General features: G+C 71.6%; 15 protein-coding genes. 12 read left to right on the forward strand and 3 right to left on the reverse strand.

The annotated features are described in order from the left end of the window. The first annotated feature begins 31 nt into the window (after nt 1–31). The 10 genes from OIB37_RS02325 (at nt 32) to OIB37_RS02370 (ending at nt 11,360) form a co-directional block, all read left to right on the forward strand. Nucleotides 32–1,132 (forward strand): substrate-binding domain-containing protein, encoded by a 1,101-nt coding sequence (locus tag OIB37_RS02325; RefSeq protein ID WP_330455801.1) that lies wholly within the window; start codon nt 32–34, stop codon nt 1,130–1,132. A 174-nt stretch (nt 1,133–1,306) separates the two neighbouring features. Continuing rightward, nucleotides 1,307–2,560 carry an ABC transporter substrate-binding protein gene (locus OIB37_RS02330; protein ID WP_330455802.1) on the forward strand — a complete coding sequence of 418 codons (1,254 nt, stop codon included), beginning with the start codon at nt 1,307–1,309 and terminating at the stop codon, nt 2,558–2,560. Nucleotides 2,561–2,657: 97 nt separating this feature from the next. Then, a complete protein-coding gene (locus OIB37_RS02335; protein ID WP_330455803.1) occupies nt 2,658–3,554 on the forward strand; it encodes a carbohydrate ABC transporter permease in 897 nt (298 codons plus the stop codon). Next, nucleotides 3,551–4,504 (forward strand): carbohydrate ABC transporter permease, encoded by a 954-nt coding sequence (locus OIB37_RS02340; RefSeq protein ID WP_330455804.1) that lies wholly within the window; start codon nt 3,551–3,553, stop codon nt 4,502–4,504. Before OIB37_RS02335 ends, OIB37_RS02340 begins: the two co-directional genes overlap by 4 nt. Nucleotides 4,505–4,649: 145 nt before the next feature. After that, nucleotides 4,650–5,621: a hydroxyacid dehydrogenase gene (locus tag OIB37_RS02345; protein ID WP_330455805.1), complete on the forward strand. Its 972-nt coding sequence runs from the start codon at nt 4,650–4,652 to the stop codon at nt 5,619–5,621. 28 nt (nt 5,622–5,649) lie between these two features. Beyond that, nucleotides 5,650–6,330, forward strand: a complete 681-nt coding sequence (locus tag OIB37_RS02350; RefSeq protein WP_330455806.1) for a ThuA domain-containing protein — start codon at nt 5,650–5,652, stop codon at nt 6,328–6,330. Nucleotides 6,331–6,511: 181 nt separating this feature from the next. After that, nucleotides 6,512–7,666 (forward strand): Gfo/Idh/MocA family protein, encoded by a 1,155-nt coding sequence (locus OIB37_RS02355; RefSeq protein ID WP_330455807.1) that lies wholly within the window; start codon nt 6,512–6,514, stop codon nt 7,664–7,666. Beyond that, nucleotides 7,663–8,811: a dihydrodipicolinate synthase family protein gene (locus OIB37_RS02360; protein WP_330455808.1), complete on the forward strand. Its 1,149-nt coding sequence runs from the start codon at nt 7,663–7,665 to the stop codon at nt 8,809–8,811. Before OIB37_RS02355 ends, OIB37_RS02360 begins: the two co-directional genes overlap by 4 nt. A gap of 158 nt (nt 8,812–8,969) precedes the next feature. Then, on the forward strand, nt 8,970–9,806 hold the full coding sequence (locus tag OIB37_RS02365) for a sugar phosphate isomerase/epimerase family protein (RefSeq protein ID WP_330455809.1): 837 nt from the start codon (nt 8,970–8,972) through the stop codon (nt 9,804–9,806). Nucleotides 9,807–10,133: 327 nt separating this feature from the next. Beyond that, entirely contained in the window at nt 10,134–11,360 is a 1,227-nt protein-coding gene (locus OIB37_RS02370) for an AI-2E family transporter (RefSeq protein WP_443058249.1), read from the forward strand. A gap of 196 nt (nt 11,361–11,556) precedes the next feature. Here the strand turns inward: OIB37_RS02370 and nadE are convergent, their stop codons facing one another. Beyond that, a complete protein-coding gene (nadE, locus tag OIB37_RS02375) occupies nt 11,557–12,387 on the reverse strand; it encodes an ammonia-dependent NAD(+) synthetase (protein WP_330455811.1) in 831 nt (276 codons plus the stop codon). 206 nt (nt 12,388–12,593) lie between these two features. Between nadE and OIB37_RS02380 the strand changes: the two genes are divergently transcribed. After that, complete coding sequence (locus OIB37_RS02380; RefSeq protein ID WP_330455812.1) at nt 12,594–13,334, forward strand: peptidase E; 741 nt, start codon at nt 12,594–12,596, stop codon at nt 13,332–13,334. A gap of 79 nt (nt 13,335–13,413) precedes the next feature. After that, the gene (locus OIB37_RS02385; protein ID WP_330455813.1) at nt 13,414–14,172 is read left to right on the forward strand and encodes a hypothetical protein; all 759 of its coding nucleotides are present in this window, start codon (nt 13,414–13,416) and stop codon (nt 14,170–14,172) included. 68 nt (nt 14,173–14,240) lie between these two features. Here OIB37_RS02385 and OIB37_RS02390 read toward each other — a convergent pair whose 3' ends face one another. Next, the gene (locus OIB37_RS02390; protein ID WP_330455814.1) at nt 14,241–15,086 is read right to left on the reverse strand and encodes a lysozyme; all 846 of its coding nucleotides are present in this window, start codon (nt 15,084–15,086) and stop codon (nt 14,241–14,243) included. Nucleotides 15,087–15,237: 151 nt separating this feature from the next. Then, the gene (locus tag OIB37_RS02395) at nt 15,238–17,100 is read right to left on the reverse strand and encodes a M1 family aminopeptidase (RefSeq protein ID WP_330455815.1); all 1,863 of its coding nucleotides are present in this window, start codon (nt 17,098–17,100) and stop codon (nt 15,238–15,240) included. Between the last annotated feature and the right edge of the window lie 367 nt (nt 17,101–17,467).

Raw genomic sequence — 17,467 nt, forward strand, 5'->3', positions numbered from 1 at the left:
TGAGTCACTCGCTACCGAGAGGGGACCGAAGGTGTTGGCCGACGAGCGTAGGGAAGCGATCCTGCGCGCTGTGGAGCGCCAGGGTTCGATCACCGTGAAGAAACTGGCGGAGGAGATGGGCGTCTCCGCCGTCACCCTGCGCCAGGACGTACGGGAACTGGCCGACCGGGGACTGCTGTCCCGGGTGCACGGCGGCGCAAAGGCCCTGACGTCGGCGCCGGCCCCGGCCGATGCCACCGCGGTCGAGGCTCCGGCCGCCGCCGCGCCGCCCGCGCAGGAGCGGTACACCGTCGGGCTGGTGGTGCCGCCGGGCGGCTACTACTACCCGGAGGTGATCCGCGGCGTCCAGGACGCGGCCGGCTCGCGCGGCGTCCGTGTCGTGCTGGCCGTCTCCGGGGAGTCCCTGTCGGACAACCAGGAGCAGGTCCGCCGCCTCATGGCCGGCGGCGTCGACGGCCTGCTGCTGATGCTGCACCCGGGCCTGCGCCCGCTGGACGAGGCCGAGCAGTGGCTGAGCGGCCTTGACGTGCCGGCCGTCCTGGTGGAGCGCCGGGCGGGGCTGCGGGCCGGCCGGCTGGAACAGGTGGCCTCCGACCACGCCTACGGCGCCGCACTGGCCGTACGTCATCTCGCCGGCCTCGGGTACGACAAGGTGGCCCTTGTCGCCCGGGCCGAGAGCCCCAACACGGCTCTCCTCAGCGCCGGATACGCCGAAGCCGCGAAGGTCATGGGGCTGACGCCGGGGCCGGAGTACCGCATCACCACCACCGGTGACGCGGCTCCGGCCGACGCGCGTTTCGAGGAGGTCGTCCGGGCCGTGGAGGCCGGAGAGGTCCGGGCGGCGCTGGTGCACAACGACATCGACGCCATCGCCCTCCTCGGCATCCTGCGCGCCCGGGGGCTGCGCGTGCCGGAGGATCTGGCTTTGGTCACCTACGACGACGAGGTAGCCGAGCTGAGCGAGATCCCCCTCACCGCGGTGGCCCCTCCCAAGCAGGCGGTGGGGTCGTGGGCCCTCGACCTGGCGGTGCGACGGCTGACCGACCCCGCCACGCCGCTGGCCGAGATCCTGCTCCGTCCGGAACTGCGGGTGCGTGCGTCCTGTGGGGCCGACCGCATGGCCGAGGCCTGACCGCCCCGGCCATGCGATGTCGTATCGCTTTCGTTTCTAACAAACGAAAGCGAACGTATTGACGCGATGTCGTATGTTGCGAATGATTGCGGTGACACCCAAGCGAACGATCGGTGGCACAGCATGTTTCGCAGACGCCTGACAGCTCTGACCTGTTCCGTGGCGACACTCGGCGTGCTCGTCACGGGATGTGGCAACCCGGACGACAAGGGAACCGCGGCAGGACCGAAGACCGGCGCCGTCACCTTCTGGTCCTTCGTCAAGGGCTCCGACCAGGTGGCCGCGGCCTTCAACCGGACCCATCCGGGCATCAAGGTGACCTTCGAGTCGGTGCCCTCGGGCCAGGAGTACTACTCCAAGCTCACCAACGCGGTGAAGGCCGGCACCGCCCCGGACGTCGCGGTGGTCGAGTACCCCGAGCTCCCGGAGTTCGCCGCCCAGGGCGAGCTGGAGAGCCTGGACGGAAACCTCGGCACCCTCGTCAAGGACCACTTTCCCAAGCCGGTACGGCAGTTGGTCGAGCTGGGCGGCACGACCTGGGGCGTTCCCCGCGACGCCGCGCCGCTGATGCTCTACTACCGCAACGACTTCTTCAAGGACCACCGGATCGCCGTTCCCAAGACCTGGGACGCGTACCGGAACATGACCGCCCAGGTGAAGCGGGCCGACCCTAAGGCCCGCGGCGGGGTCCTGTTCACCGACAACCCGGGGCTGCTGACCGCCCTCGCCTGGCAGGCCGGAGCCCAGTGGTTCGGCACCCGGAAGGACGCCTGGAAGGTGTCGCTCACCGATGCCCCCTCGCGGAAGGTGGCCGACTACTGGGGCGACCTCGCCCGGCACGACCTCGTCAGCTCGTCGAGCACGCTCGACCCGTTCTGGACGAGCGTCCAGCAGAACAGGACCGTCGCCTACGTCTGCGCGAGCTGGTGCGCGGGAGCCCTGCGGGCGACCGTCGCCGACCAGGCGGGCAAGTGGTCGGTGGCCCCGGTCCCGACCTGGGACGGCAAGCCGGCCTCCGCGATGTACGGCGGCTCGTCCTTCGTCATCCCCAAGGGCGCCGAGAACAGCGGAGCCGCCGCGGAGTTCATCAAGTGGATCACCACCGACCCCGAGGGCATGAAGGCGTGGGTCTCCTCCGGCACCAGCAGCATGTTCCCCGCCGACCCCCGGCTCGTGCCCGTCGCCAAGGCCGCCTTCCCGACCTCCTACTTCGGCGGCCAGGACGTGTACGCCGTGGGCAGCGCGTCCTACGACGCGGTCGCGCCCGGCTGGACCTGGGGCCCCGTCATGGGAACCACGAACACGGCCGTCGTCGACCAGCTGCCGAAGGTCGCCCATGGCGACGCGAGCCTCTTCGGCATCCTCGAGGGCGCGCAGCGAGCCACCGTCAAGGACATCCGGCATCGCGGCATGCGGCTCGCCCCGTAGCACGCGAACCCCTGGTGGCCCTGCCGCCCGCTCCGCCGGGCGGGGCCACCGTCCGGCCCAGCCCCCGCACTCTCCCGCACCCATCGAGGAAGCCGGTATGGCAAGCCCGTCAGCCCGTGCCCAGCGCCGTACCGCCGCGCTGCTCCTGGCACCGTTTCTCGTCCTGTTCAGCGCCGTCACCATCGCCCCTCTGCTCTACGCGGGCTGGATGAGCCTGTTCACCACCCGCACCTCCGGCCTCGGCTTCGGTGGCACCAGAGAGGTCTTCGCCGGCCTGGACAACTACGCGAACGCGTTGTCGGACCCGGCGTTCCGTGACGGTTTCCTCACCGTCGCCGTGTACGTCGCGGTCTACATCCCGGTGATGATCGGCGGCGCGCTCCTCCTCGCCCTGCTGCTGGACTCGGCACTGGTCAAGGCCCGCGCCTTCTTCCAACTGGCCCTGTTCCTGCCGCACGCGGTACCCGGACTGATCGCGGCGCTCATCTGGGTCTACCTGTACACCCCGGGGCTGAGCCCGGTGATCGACCTGCTCGGCTCCGGCGGGATCCACGTCAGCTTCCTGTCGGCGGACAACGCGGTGTTCTCCACGGCGAACATCGCGGTCTGGGAGTGGACCGGCTACAACATGGTCATCTTCTACGCCGCCCTCAAGGCGGTGTCGGGCGAGACCCTGGACGCGGCGAGGATCGACGGCGCCGGCGGCATCCGTACCGCCCTGTCGATCAAGCTGCCGATGATCCGCCCCTCCATCGCGCTGGCCGTGCTGTTCACCGTGATCGGATCGGTCCAGCTCTTCACCGAGCCGAAGGTCATCTACAGCGCGTCCAGCGCGATCGGCAGCGACTGGACGCCCAACATGTACGTGGAGAGCGCCGCCTTCACCCACAACGACTTCGGCCTCGCGGCAGCCGCCTCGCTGCTCATCGCGCTGTTCGCCGCGGTCCTCTCGTTCCTCGTCACCCGTTTTTCTCGCAGCAGGAGCCGGCCGTGACCAAGCCCACGACACTCACCGCCCCGGCGCCCGCCGCGGCCCCGGGCCGCACGAGCGGGAGCGGGCCGGCCGCCCGGCACACCCCGCCGCGCCCCAGGAAGCGCCCCTCGGACCTGCTGTCCAGGACCGGCGTGACCGCCATGCTGGGTCTCGCCACCCTCTACACGCTGCTGCCGATGCTCTGGCTGGTCCTGTCGTCCACCAAGAGCCGCCAGGACCTCTTCGCCACGAACGGCTTCGCACCGGGCAGACACTTCGCGCTCTTCGACAACCTCGGCCACCTGTTCCGGGCCGACAACGGCATCTACCTGCGCTGGATGGTCAACACGGTCCTGTACGCCGGTCTCGGCGCGCTGCTGGCCACGGTGTTCAGCGTGGCTGCCGGATACGCGTTCGACAAGCTGGCCTTCCCGCTCAAGGAGAAGCTCTTCGCCTTCGTCCTGCTGGGCGTGATGGTTCCCGGCACGGCACTGGCGATCCCGCTGTACCTGATCGCCGCCGAGGTCGGTCTGGTGAACACCTTCTGGGGTGTCTTCCTCCCCGGCCTCGTCTTCCCGTTCGGGGTCTACCTGGCCCGGGTGTTCAGCGCGGCCTATGTCCCCGGCGAGGTCCTGGAGGCCGCCCGGATGGACGGGGCCGGCGAGTTCAAGACCTTCTGCCGGATCGCCTTCCCCATGCTCGCGCCCGCCTTCGTGACCATCTTCCTCTTCCAGTTCACCCAGATCTGGAACAGCTTCTTCCTGCCCCTGGTGATGCTGTCCGACAAGGACCTCTACCCGGTCAACCTCGGTCTGTACGTCTGGTACGGGTCCGCCCTCTCGCAGGGCCATCCGCAGGACTACCTCCTGGCAGTCGTCGGATCACTGGTGTCCGTGGCTCCGCTGGTCGTCCTCTTCCTGATGCTCCAGCGGTTCTGGAAGTCCGGCATGACAGCCGGCGCCGTCAAGTAGGCCCATCGTCATGAGGATCCCCATGCCTTCCACGCAGCAGCCTTCCCCCCAGCCGCATCCCGGCCATTCCGCTCGGCCGCATCCCGGCCAGTCGCCGTCGACGCGGTCGCCGTCCGAACGGCCCCGCCCGCGCGCCTTGTTCGCCATGGGGCGACGGCACCACGACGCGCTCTTCCCGCCGGCCGCGATCCAGCGGCTGACCCGTCACGTCGACATCGATCCGCGGCTCGTGGCCGAGGACTTCGACCGGATTCCGGACCTGGCGGCCGTCGAACTCCTGATCACCTCCTGGGGATGCCCACCCCTCGACGACGCCGCACTGGCCCGCATGCCGGCGCTGCGGGCGGTCGTGCACGCCGCGGGAAGCGTCAAACACCATGTGACGGACGCGTGTTGGGACCGCGGACTGCTCGTCTCCACGGCGGCCGCGGCCAACGCCGTACCCGTCGCCGAGTACACGGTCGCCGCCGTCCTGTTCGCCAACAAGCGAGTAGTGGAGATCAGCGGGCTCTACCGCGAACACCGAGCCGCCCTGGACTGGGCGACGCACTTCCCGGGCTTCGGCAACTACCGCAGGACGGTCGGCGTGGTGGGCGCCTCCCTGGTGGGACGCAGAGTGCTGGAACTGCTGCGCCCCTTCGACTTCGACCTCCTGCTGGCCGACCCGCACCTCGACCCCTCGCGTGCCGAGGCGTTGGGGGCCCGGCTCGTCGACCTCGACGAGATGCTCGCCGTCAGCGACGTCGTGTCCCTCCACGCCCCCGCCCTGCCCGAGACCCACCACCTGCTGGACGCCCGCAGACTGTCGCTCCTGCGTGACGGCGCCACCCTCGTCAACACCGGGAGGGGCTCGCTCATCGATCCCGAGGCCCTCACCGCCGAGGCTTCCTCGGGCCGCATCCACGCCGTCCTGGACGTCACCGACCCCGAGGTCCCGCCGCCGACCTCACCGCTGTACTCGCTGCCCAACGTGCTGCTCACCCCGCACATCGCAGGATCGCTCGGCGGCGAACTCCTGCGCATCACCGGCAGTGCGCTGGACGAGGTGGAACGCTACTGCGGGGGGCTGGAGTTCGCGCATCCCGTGACCCGTGAGGCCCTGGCCATCTCGGCCTGAGGCCGCCCCAGAAGATCGGAGTGCCCGCATGTCCCGGACCGGCCGGCTGTCGGACGTCCTCGTCTACACCCGTACCACCGGCTACCGCCACGACTCCATCCCCGCCGGCACGGCCGCGCTGCGCGAGCTGGGCCAGGCGTACGGCTTCGCCGTGGAGGCGAGCGAGGACCCCGCGGTCTTCACCGACGCCTCCCTCGCGGGGCGCAGCGCGGTGGTCTTCCTGTCCACCAGCGGCGAGGTGCTCACCCCGGACGGTCAGGCGGCGCTGCGGCGCTGGACGACCGACGGCGGCGGCTTCATGGGCGTCCACTCCGCCGCGTGCACCGAGTACGACTGGCCGTACTACGGCGACCTGCTCGGCGCGCGCTTCGCCGGCCACCCTGAATTCCAGCCCGGCACCGTGCTGGTGGAGGACCGGAGCCATCCGGCCATGGCCCACCTGCCGACGCGGTGGGACTGGAACGACGAGTGGTACGACTTCCACGGCAGCCCGCGCTCCGACGTGCGTGTCCTCGCCGGCATCGACGAGTCCGGCTACCGGGGCGGAAGCATGGGCGCCGATCATCCCCTGGTGTGGTGCCGGGAGTTCGAGGGCGGCGGCCGCTCCTTCTACACGGCCCTGGGGCACGCGAGCGACGCGTACACCGACCCGGCCTTCCGCCACCACCTCCTGGGCGGCCTGCGCTGGACGGCCGGCGCGGCGATCTGACGCCGTTCGGGCTCGGGAACGCCCCGCGACGGCACGTCCCCGGGCCCGGGACGCACATCCCGGCCCCTCGCGGGCGGCGGGCCACGTCCCGGCACTGTTGACCGAGCCCCCGAGGCTCAGTTTCATCGATGAAAACGCTTTCCACGCCTGGAGAGCCCTGATTCCGAGGAGAGATCCACCTATGTCCCGCAGGGTGATCGGCATCGTCATGAACGGTGTCACCGGCCGGATGGGCCACCGGCAGCACCTGGTCCGCTCGATCCTGGCCATCCGCGAGCAGGGCGGCCTCGACCTCGGCGACGGCGAGGTGCTGTGGCCGGAGCCGATCCTGGTCGGCCGCGACGAGCACAAGGTCGAGCAGCTCGCCGAAGAGCACGGCCTGGAGCACTGGACCACCGACCTGGACCAGGCCCTCGCCCACCCGCTGGCCGAGATCTACTTCGACGCCCAGCTGACCCAGGTCCGCGAACAGGCGCTCCGCAAGGCCATCGAGGCCGGCAAGCACGTCTACACCGAGAAGCCGACCGCCGAGTCCCTGGACGCCGCCCTGGAACTGGCCCGCCTCGCCCGCGAGGCCGGGGTGTGCAACGGCGCGGTGCAGGACAAGCTCTTCCTGCCCGGCCTGCTCAAGCTCAAGCGCCTGGTCGACGGCGGCTTCTTCGGCCGGATCCTCTCCGTGCGCGGCGAGTTCGGCTACTGGGTCTTCGAGGGCGACTGGCAGACCGCCCAGCGCCCGTCCTGGAACTACCGCGCCGAGGACGGTGGCGGCATGATCCTCGACATGTTCCCGCACTGGCGTTACGTGCTGGACAACCTCGTCGCCCCCGTCCGGTCCGTCTACGCGCACACCGCCACCCACATCCCCGAGCGCGTCGACGAGCGGGGCGACACCTACCGGGCGACCGCCGACGACGCCGCGTACGGCATCTTCGAGCTGGAGGGCGGCATCACCGCCCAGATCAACTCCTCCTGGGCCGTGCGCGTCGACCGTGACGAGCTGGTCGAGTTCCAGATCGACGGCACCGAGGGCAGCGCCGTCGCCGGCCTGCGCGACTGCCGCTTCCAGCACCGCGCCGCCACCCCCAAGCCCATCTGGAACCCGGACCTCCCGGTCACCGAGCCCTTCCGCGACCAGTGGCAGCGCGTGCCGGACAACGCCGAGTTCGACAACGGCTTCAAACTCCAGTGGGAGCTGTTCCTCAGGCACGTGGTCACCGGCTCCGCGTACCACTGGGACCTGCTGGAGGGCGCCAAGGGGGTCCAGCTCGCCGAACTCGGCCTGCGCTCCGCCCGCGAGGGCCGCCGCTTCGAGGTGCCCGCACTGGAGATCCGATGACCGAGCTGCATCTCCCCGGCATCGGCGCGTACCGGATGGCCGAGCCCGCCGAGCCGTTCCTCCCGGCCGGGCCCGCCGTCTCCCGTAGCGTGTTCGCCGCCGCGCACGTGGTCGCCGACCCGCTCGGCGACAACGCCCCCGGCGCGCCCGCAGCGGTGGACTGGGAGTCCACCCTCGCCTTCCGTCATCACCTCTGGTCGCTGGGCCTGGGCGTCGCCGACGCGATGGACACCGCACAGCGCGGGATGGGTCTGGACTGGGCCGCCACCCAGGAACTGATCACGCGCTCCGGTGCCGAGGCCAGAGCCGTCGGCGGCCGCCTCGCCTGCGGCGTCGGCACCGACCAACTGGCCGACGCCGAATCCTCGTTGCCCGAGATCCTGGCCGCCTACGAGCAGCAGCTGGAGGTCGTGGAACAGGCCGGCGCGCAGCCCGTGCTGATGGCCAGCCGGGCCCTCGCCGCCGCAGCCGTGGACCCGGAGGACTACCTGCGCCTGTACGGCCGGCTGATCGGCCAGGCCCGGCAGCCGGTCATCCTGCACTGGCTCGGCGAGATGTTCGACCCGGCGCTCACCGGCTACTGGGGCTCGGCCGACCTCGACCTGGCCACCGAGACCGTCCTCGCGCTCGTCAAGGAGCACGCTGCGGGGATCGACGGCATCAAGGTGTCCCTGCTGGACGCCGACCGCGAGATCGCCCTGCGCCGCGCCCTGCCCGAGGGAGTCCGCCTGTACACAGGCGACGACTTCAACTACCCGGAACTGATCCGCGGCGACGAACACGGCCACAGCCACGCCCTGCTGGGCGTCTTCGACCCCATCGCCGCCAAGGCCGCCGCCGCCCTGCACGCGCTGGACGCCGGCGACCTGGACCGGTACGACGCGCTGCTGGCGCCCACCCTTCCGCTGGCCCGGCACCTGTTCGCCGCGCCGACCTTCCACTACAAGACCGGCATCGTCTTTCTCGCTTGGTTGGCCGGACACCAGGACCACTTCACCATGGTGGCCGGCGCCCAGAGCGGCCGCTCGGTGCCACACCTGGTGGAGCTGTTCCGGCTCGCCGACGCCGCCGGCGTCCTGCCGGACCCGGATCTCGCCGCCGACCGGATGCGCCGCTTCCTCGCGGTCACCGCGCCGACCGGCTGATCCCACCGTCCGAGGCCACCGTGCCGACCGGCTGATCCCCACCGTCGGCGGCCGCCGCTCGGGGCGGGTCGGGCGGCGACCGCCTCCACCGCCCGGGAAACGTGTCCGGCGATCCCCGCCGGCCCCAGCACCTCGCACGACGAAAGGAGCCCGACACCATGACCGCAACGGCGCGGCTGTCGCTCAACCAGATCACCACCAAGCGGTGGAGCCTGCCCGAGGCGGTCCGGGGCTGCGTGGACGCCGGGATCCCGGCGATCGGCCTGTGGCGGGACAAGGTCGCCGAGACCGGAGTGGCCGAGGCCGCAAAGCTGGTCCGGGACGCCGGCCTCGCGGTGTCCACCCTGTGCCGCGGCGGCTTCCTCACCGCCCCGGGGCCGGAAGGCGGCCAGGCCGCCCTGACCGAGAACCTGCGAGCCCTGGAAGAGGCCGCCCAACTCGGCGCCGACACCCTGGTCATGGTGGTCGGCGGCCTTCCCGACGGCAGCCGCGACCTGCCCGGCGCGCGCGCCCGCGTGGCCGAGCTGCTCGGCGAACTCGCCCCGCACGCAGGCGACTTCGGCGTCCGCCTGGCGATCGAGCCGCTGCACCCGATGTTCTGCGCCGACCGCGCGGTGGTCTCCACCCTCGGCCAGGCGCTCGACCTCGCCGAACTCTTCCCGGCCGAGCAGGTCGGGGTAGTCGTCGACAGCTACCACGTCTGGTGGGACCCCGAACTGGCGGCACAGATCGCCCGGGCCGGGGCCGGCGGGCGGATCGCCTCGTACCAGGTCTGCGACTGGACGCTGCCGCTGCCCTCCGACGCACTGCTCGGCCGGGGCCACGTCGGCGACGGCCACATCGACTTCCGCGCGATGACCGACCAGGTCACCGTGGCCGGCTACACCGGCTGGATCGAGGTCGAGATCTTCAACGAGCGGATCTGGGACACCCCGGGCGAGCAGACCCTGCGCACCATGGTCGAGCGTCACCTCGCGCACGTGGCGGCCCCGTGAGAATCGCCCTCGCCCGCGACTCCTTCAAGGGCACCCTCGCCGCCGTCGAGGGCGCGTACGTTCCACCCCGACGGCACCGCGGTGGTCGAACTCGCCACCGCCGGCGGCCTACCGCTGTGGAGGGCGCCTCGCGCCGCTCACCGCCCCCACCCGCGGCACCGGCAAGGTGATCGCCGCCGTCCGGGCCGCCGGGGCACGCGCTGGCGTCGCCGGACGGCACCACGCCGGGCAGGGGGGGGCACCCGTAACCGGTGCGGGTGCGCTGGACAGGCCGCCTGCCCGGGCGACGCTTACCGTTCTCTAGATGTGACCCACGGTCGTGTCCGGGTGCGAGGCGGAGAGGAGGTGGGCGGTGTGGGGCGGTGGCGGGGGCGCCGGCGTCGTGCGGCGGATCCGCGCCGTGAGGTGCCGGGCGGTCGGCCGGATCACTCCGAGGGGCGTACCGAGGTCTCCGGGTCCGGTGCGCCGACGGTGACGACCGAGCGCACCGTACCGTGGCTGCGGGTCGCGGCGGCGTACTCCTGGCGCCTGATCCTCGTCGGCGTCGTCGTCTACGGCGTCTTCACGATCCTCGGCCGCTTCCAGCTGATCGCCGTAGCCCTGTTCCTCGCCCTCATCATCACCTCAGTGCTGCGCCCGGTCGCCGATCTGCTGGACCGTGTGCTGCCCCGGCCGCTGAGCGTCGCCGTCGCCCTGGTCGGCAGCATCCTGCTCCTGCTGGGCCTGCTCGCGCTCGTGGGCGACGCGGTGGCCGGCGAGTCGGGCCGGCTGGCCGGGGAGTTCCGGGGCGGGGTGCACCGGGTCGAGACATGGCTGCAGCGCCCGCCGTTCCGGCTCAGTCCCGGAACGCTGTCCGATCTGCAGAGCCAGCTGACGGACTACCTGTCCGCGCACCGGGCCGGCGTGCTCAGCACCGCCGTCTCCGGGCTGGGCCGCATCGTGGAGCTGATCACGGGCGGCGCGCTCGCGCTGTTCGCCTCCGTCTTCTTCATCCACTCCGGCGAGCGCATGTGGTGCTGGGCCCGGGACCAGCTGCTGCCCGGCGGCGCGCGCCAGGCCTGGGACCGGGCGGGGCACGCGGCATGGCGGACGTTCTCCGGGTACACGCGCGGCATCATCATCGTGGCCGCGACCAACGCCGTACTGGTCGGCATCGCGCTGTTCGTGCTGCGGGTGCCGCTCGCGCTGCCGCTGACGCTGCTGGAGTTCTTCGCCGCGTTCGTGCCCCTGGTGGGCTCACCGGTCGCGCTCGGGGTGGCCACGGTGGTCGCCCTGGCCGGGCGTGGTCCGTTCACGGCCGCCGCGGTGGTGGTGCTCATCGTCCTGATCGGCCAGCTGGAAGGGCATGTGCTGCATCCGCTGGTGATGAGCTGGGCGGTCCGTCTGCACCCGCTCGTCGTGGCCGTGTCCGTTATCGCGGGCAGCATCGTGGCGGGGGTGATCGGCGCCGTCGTGGCGGTGCCGTTCGTCTCCGTGATCTGGGGGGTGCTGAGCGCGCTCCGGGCTCCGCCGGCGGAACAGCCATCGCCGGGCGCGGAACCGAAGTCCCCCTAGAGCGCGGCGAGTTGAGGTCACGCGGGCTTGCGTGACCCGAACCGCGAACCGGGGACCGGTTGTCCACCGTGCGCCTCGCGCCCTTGCCGGCGCCGTCGTCGCGCCGGTCCGGCCGGGCGGTCTCCGGCGGGAGCCGGGGCACAGCGTGCGCCCGGCCCCGCCGGAGACCGCCTCCGCCGGGACGCGGCGTACCGGATCAGGGAGCGATCGGGAGCCCGCGCTTGTGCTCGGTGAGGCGGTAGCGGTCGACGATGGTGCCGAAGGCGGCCTCGGCGACCGGCTTGCCCTCCAGCAGGTCGTCGATGTCGTCGTAGGTGACGCCGAGCGCCTCCTCGTCGGACTTGCCCGGGTTCAGGGTCTCCAGGTCCGCGGTGGGGGTCTTCCACACCAGTGCGGACGGAGCGCCCAGGGCCTCGGCCACGGACCGTACGCGGCGCTTGGTGAGGCCGGTGAGCGGAACCACGTCCGCCGCGCCGTCGCCGAACTTGGTGAAGAAGCCGGAGATCGCCTCGGCCGCGTGGTCGGTGCCGACGACCAGGCCGGCGTGCGCGCCCGCCACCGCGTACTGGGCGATCATGCGCTGCCGGGCCTTGATGTTCCCGTGCACGAAGTCCTGGTGATGTGCGTCACGGAAGACGGTGCCGCCGGCCACGACCGCGTCCATCGCGGCGTCGCTCGCGGGCTTCACGTCGACGGTGAGGACCTGGTCGGGCCGGATGAAGTCCAGCGCCCGCTGGGCGTCGTCCTCGTCGGCCTGGGTGCCGTACGGCAGCCGCATCGCGAAGAACGTCGCGTCCTGCCCGGCCGCGCGGACCCGCTCGACCGCGAGCTGGCACAGCCGGCCCGCCGTCATGGAGTCGACGCCACCGCTGATGCCCAGCACCAGCGAACGCAGGCCGGTGGACGTCAGCTGGTCGGCGAGGAAGGCGACCCGGCGCTCGACCTCCCGCTCCGCCTCGAACGACTCGCTCACCTGGAGATCCCGGGCGATCTCCTGCTGCAGCGACGTGGACGCCAGGTCGGTCACGGTTGTTCCTCACCCTTCCGAGGTGCCGGCAGCTCCGTCCGAGTCGTGTCGGTGCGCGCCGTCACCCGTGGTCATCATCGGGCCGGAGGCCCTTTTATCTGAGCAAGGGTATGCCGAACGCCGTTCGACACCGTCGCGCGGGGGCCGCGAGCACCGCTTCCGGCGTGGGCCGGGCCGAGCACGTCCACCGCGATACGATCCCGCGCGTGACGGCCCTGGAACCCACCATCCTCGCCACCTCCGGAGGACACCGCACAGGCGGACGCACCCGGGTGCTCTTCGACGCTCTGGTCCACCACGCGGTGGAGCTGTCCGGCGTCCATGGCAGGCGCCCCCGGATCCTGTACGTCGGTACGGCCGTGGGCGACTCCGAACACATGGCGGCGCGGATGTCCGAGGCGGCCCGGGTGGCGGGCTTCGATCTCACCCCGCTGCTGCTCTTCCCGATGCCGAACGTCGACGACATCGAGGGCACCGTCCGCGCGCACGACGTGGTCTGGGTGATGGGCGGCTCGGTGGCCAACCTGCTGGCCGTGTGGCGCGTGCACGGACTGGACGGCGTCATGCGCCGCGCCTGGCAGGCGGGTGTCGTCCTCGCCGGTGTGAGCGCCGGTTCCCTCTGCTGGTTCGAGGGCGGCGCCACGGACTCCTTCGGCCCCGAACTGCGCGCGGTGACCAACGGCCTGGGCCTCCTGCCGTACGCCAACGGCGTCCACTACGACTCCGATCCCGGCCGGCGCCCCCTGATCCACCGCCTCGTCGCGGACGGCACCCTCCCCACGGCCCACTGCACCGACGACGGGGTCGGCCTGGTCTACCGGGGCACCGAACTGATCGAAGCGGTCACCGAACTGCCCAAGAAGGACGCCTACTTGGTGACCCGTGAGGGCGAACAGGCGGTGGAACGGCGCATCGAGCCCCGGCTGCTCCCGACCCCGGCGCCCTGACCGCCCCGACACCGACGCCCGTCCGGGACCGGCTCGCGTGCGCGGAGGCGTTGTCAGTGGTGGATGGCAGGCTTGGCACATGGTGATCGACGGATACGACGACGACTGTGTGGTGGCGGGGGAGGAACTGCTCGGCCTGCCGGGGTTCTGGGCCGCCAGTCTGCTGATGGCGTGCGGGGAGGACGACGAGCGCGGCGAGCCGTCGCCGGACTGGTTCGGCGCGGACCCGGCCGACGTGGACGCGGCCTGTGAAGCACTGTCGGACGCGGAGCGGTGGCCGGCGTTCCGGATACCGTTCGCGGACGGGCACACCGCGGTGGTGCTCCACCAGAACTTCGAGGACGATCCGGGAACCGAGTACGTGGTGGTCCACCCGGAGTGGGGCCGGCCGGGCTTCCTGGCCACCATCGACGGTCACGACTCCGGCCCGGGGCTCGCCTGGCGCGAACTCCTGCACATCGCGCACACCCCCGTGACGGACGCTCCGGGCATCCACGACGTGCACGCCCGTCTGCTTCTGCTGCTGCCGGCGCTGGGCGACGCCGACCTGCCCGACGACGCGGCCGCCGTCGTCGCGGAGGCGCTGATATCGGCCGGGGTGCCGGCGGAGAACACCGCATGGCTGGCCGCGCATCTGCTCGACCACTCGTGGTTCGCTCCCGCCACGTGGGCGTTCCCCGGGGCCTCGCCGCTGACGGGCGGCGCGGAGCCGTACGAGGGCATCCTCGTGTGCGACGGCCGGTTGAGCCCGCGCCGCGCGACACGGCTGGCGCAGGGCATCTCCCGGGAGCACAGCGACCGGTTGGCGAGGGCACTCGGCACCTGGGCGGCTGCCTGAGCGGGGCCCGGCGGGGCGTCGGCCTTGCGCCGGGTCAGCTCTTGCGCCGCGCCAGTTCTCGCGCCGCGTCAGTTCTTGGCGAAGGTGCGCAGCTGGTCCAGGCTGCCACGGAACTTGTCGTGGTCACCGACCTTGGGTCCGGAGGACGTGTACTGCCACATCGTGTACGACTCCCAGCCCGACGGGAGGGTCCCGGCAGACGAGGCGTAGCGGGCGATCCACAGGGGGTTGGCGCCGAAGCCGCCGTAGTTGCCGGTGCACTCGCTCCACCAGCTGGTGGCCGTGTAGACGACGGCCGCGCGGCCGGTGCGCTTCTTGTAGCGGTTCAGGAAGTCGCGGATCCAGCTGACCATGGCGCTCTTGGACTTGCCGTAGCACGAGCTGCCGTACGGGTTCCACTCGATGTCGAGGACTCCGGGCAGGGTCTTGCCGTCGGCGGACCAGCCGCCGCCGTGGTCGACGAAGTAGTCGGCCTGGGCGGCGCCGCCGGTGGTGTCGGGGGTGGCGAAGTGGTAGGCGCCACGGATCAGGCCTGCCGCGTACGGGCCGTCGTACTGCTGGGTGAAGTAGGGGTTCTTGTAGTACGTCCCCTCCGTGGCCTTGGCGTACGACCACTTGACGCCGTCGCCCCACAGCCCCTTCCAGTCGACGTCGCGCTGGTGGCTGGAGACGTCGACGCCCTCGGTATGGGTCGCCCTGGCGTCGGCGGGGGTCCGGGCGGCGGGAGCGGTGCCGTCGTGGGCGAGGACGCCGACCCCCATGAAGGCGCTGCCGCGCGGGGGTGTTCGCCCGCCGGAGTCCGGCGTGGCGGTGGCGGTCGGCAGACAGAGCAGAAGGCCGGTCAGGACGCCGATGATGCACCGGCGCGCGCCTCGGCCGCGATGGGGTGGATCGTCTCTTCGCACGTTGTCCATCTGACCCGCCGCCGGGAGATATCGCACTCCGGGTTCCGCCCTACGAAGACGTCATGGGGCGGAGGTTGGGCCGATCGGGTGGACGGAGGGCGGTCCGCGAGAGGTCGTGGGCGACGCCGCGGGGGCGCCGCCCACGACCGGCCGGGCGGGGTCAGCCGTCGATGCGGTGCTGGGTCCAGAAGGAGGTCAGATCCGTGCTCGTGGCGGCCTGGGCGGCGGCCTTGAACTCGGCCGTGGTCGAGACGCCGTACCAGTGCGCGGTGGCGTAGTTCTTCAGCAGTGTGGCCATGGCCGTGTCTCCGAGGAGGCGGCGCAGGTCGTGCAGGGCGCACTTGCCGTAGCCGTAGACGACGGTGGAGTAGCGGGTGGAGTGCGCGTCCCAGTAGGCCATGGAGTTGGTGATCTTCTCGGCGCTGGAGGCCCACGAGACGCTGGACCAGCAGCCCGAGCCGGTCTTGCCCTGCGCCAGGTCGGTGGCGTAGTCGGTGAACGCCTCGTCCAGCCAGGGGCTGGTGTACTCGTCGTCACCGACGATGCCGTACCACCACTGGTGGGCGATCTCGTGGGTGAGGGCGGTGGTGCTGACCAGGTCGAGGACGAAGCCGGGGTACTCCATGCCGCCGAACCAGTAGTTGTTGTCGATGACCGCGTCCAGCTCGCCGTACGGGTAGGCCCCGAAGCGTGCCGCGTGCGCGTCCACGGCGGACCTGGCGGTGCTCAGCATGGACTGGGCGCTGGAGGAGCTGATGCCCGAGACGGAGTAGACGTTCACCGGGACGCCGGCGGCCGAGGTGCCGGAGATCTTGGTGAAGGGCCCGGCGCCCCAGGCGAAGTCACGGACCTTGGACGCGGTGGCGGTGGTGACCGTACGGCCGCTGGAGCCGGGAGTGTCGGTCGACGTGCCGGTGGCCGGGACCAGCAGGGTGGTGGGGTGGTCGAGGGTGACCTTGAAGTCGGCGGCCAGGGAGTAGAACGACTCGCCGTTGTTGGTGTACGGGTCGAGGTGCCAGCCCGCGCCGTCGCGCACCGCGAGGACGGGCAGGGCGTTGCCGATGAAGCTGAAGGCGCCGTCGTGGCCGAACCGGTCGGCGCCGCTGGGCACGGTGATGCCGAGGTCGAAGCCGATGGTGGCGCTCTGCCCCTGGTTCAGCGGGGCCGGCAGGGTGATCTTCAGGGCGGTGCAGTTCACCGAGAGGGCACCCGCGGTGCCGCCGGTGACGTTGGTGACCGCGATCGGCATCGCCGAGCAGGTGCCGTGGTAGTTGTCCCACAGCCGCAGGTAGACCTCGTTCAGCGCGGTGGCGGAGGCGTTGGTGAAGGACACGCTCTCGTGTCCGTTCCAGACGAAGCCGTTCGTGTCGCTGCTCAGGTTCACGGTGTACGAGGGTGTGGCCGGCGTGCGTGTCGAGTCGGCCGGGGGCGGGGTGCTGTCGCCGGAGGTGTCGAGGGCGATGTCGTCCAGGACGAAGCTCGTCTGGAGGCTGGAGTCCTCGGTCCCGGTGAAGGACAGGGTCACGGTCTGGCCCGCGAACGACGACACGTCCAGCGACTTCTGTACGTAGCCGGTGTTCTTGTCGAGGTTCGAGTAGGTGGCGAGTGTGGTGCCGCCGACCTTGGCGGTCAGCTTGTCGTAGGCGGTGGACGAGGTCGTCTCGGCGGTGTCGATGTGCAGCCAGAAGCTGAGCGTCGCGGTGCTGCAGCCGCTCGGGATCGTGACGCTCTGCGAGAGCGTGTCGGTGTGGGTGCTGCCGACGCCGTCGAGCCAGGCGTAGGCGGTTCCGCCGTGGGCGCTCTCGCCGGCGCGGCTGGTGATGACGCCGGACGAGGACGGGGTCCAGGGCGAGGTGCCGTTCTCGAAGCCGCCGTTGGTGACCGCCTGCGCCGGAGTGCAGGCGGCGGCCACGGGGGCCGGGGCGGTCCGGGCGGCGGCGGGGGTGCCGGGGAGGGAGAGGGCGGCCAGTGCGGCGACGACGAGCGCGCCGGTGCCGAGTGCCCTGTGGGGGGTCGATCTCACACGCTGCTCCTTTGCGGCGGCCGGGATCCCGGCCTGCTCGATGGCCGCCCGGCCGGCGGGGGTTCACCGGGGCGGCCGTGGATTGCGGTTGCGTGATCGCTGTTCTCGATTGCGCCGCGCCCTCATGGGGTCAGGGCGGGGACTGCCGAAAGAGTGACAGATTTGAACAGGGCATGCCAGAAGGGGAAGGGAAGTGGGGGATCGTGCTCCTGATGCCGAAAGGGGTGAGGGGCAGGCGGCGAAAAGCACCGCAGGGGGCCTGGAAGGCCTCGATGCGCCGGGCCGGTAGGGCTCGGGACCCGGGAACCCGGACGGCTCGGAGACCCGGGGACCGGGAAGGCTCAGCTGCGCCGGGGCCGGGCTCCCA

The sequence above is a fragment of the Streptomyces sp. NBC_00820 genome, assembly GCF_036347055.1.
Classification (GTDB): domain Bacteria; phylum Actinomycetota; class Actinomycetes; order Streptomycetales; family Streptomycetaceae; genus Streptomyces.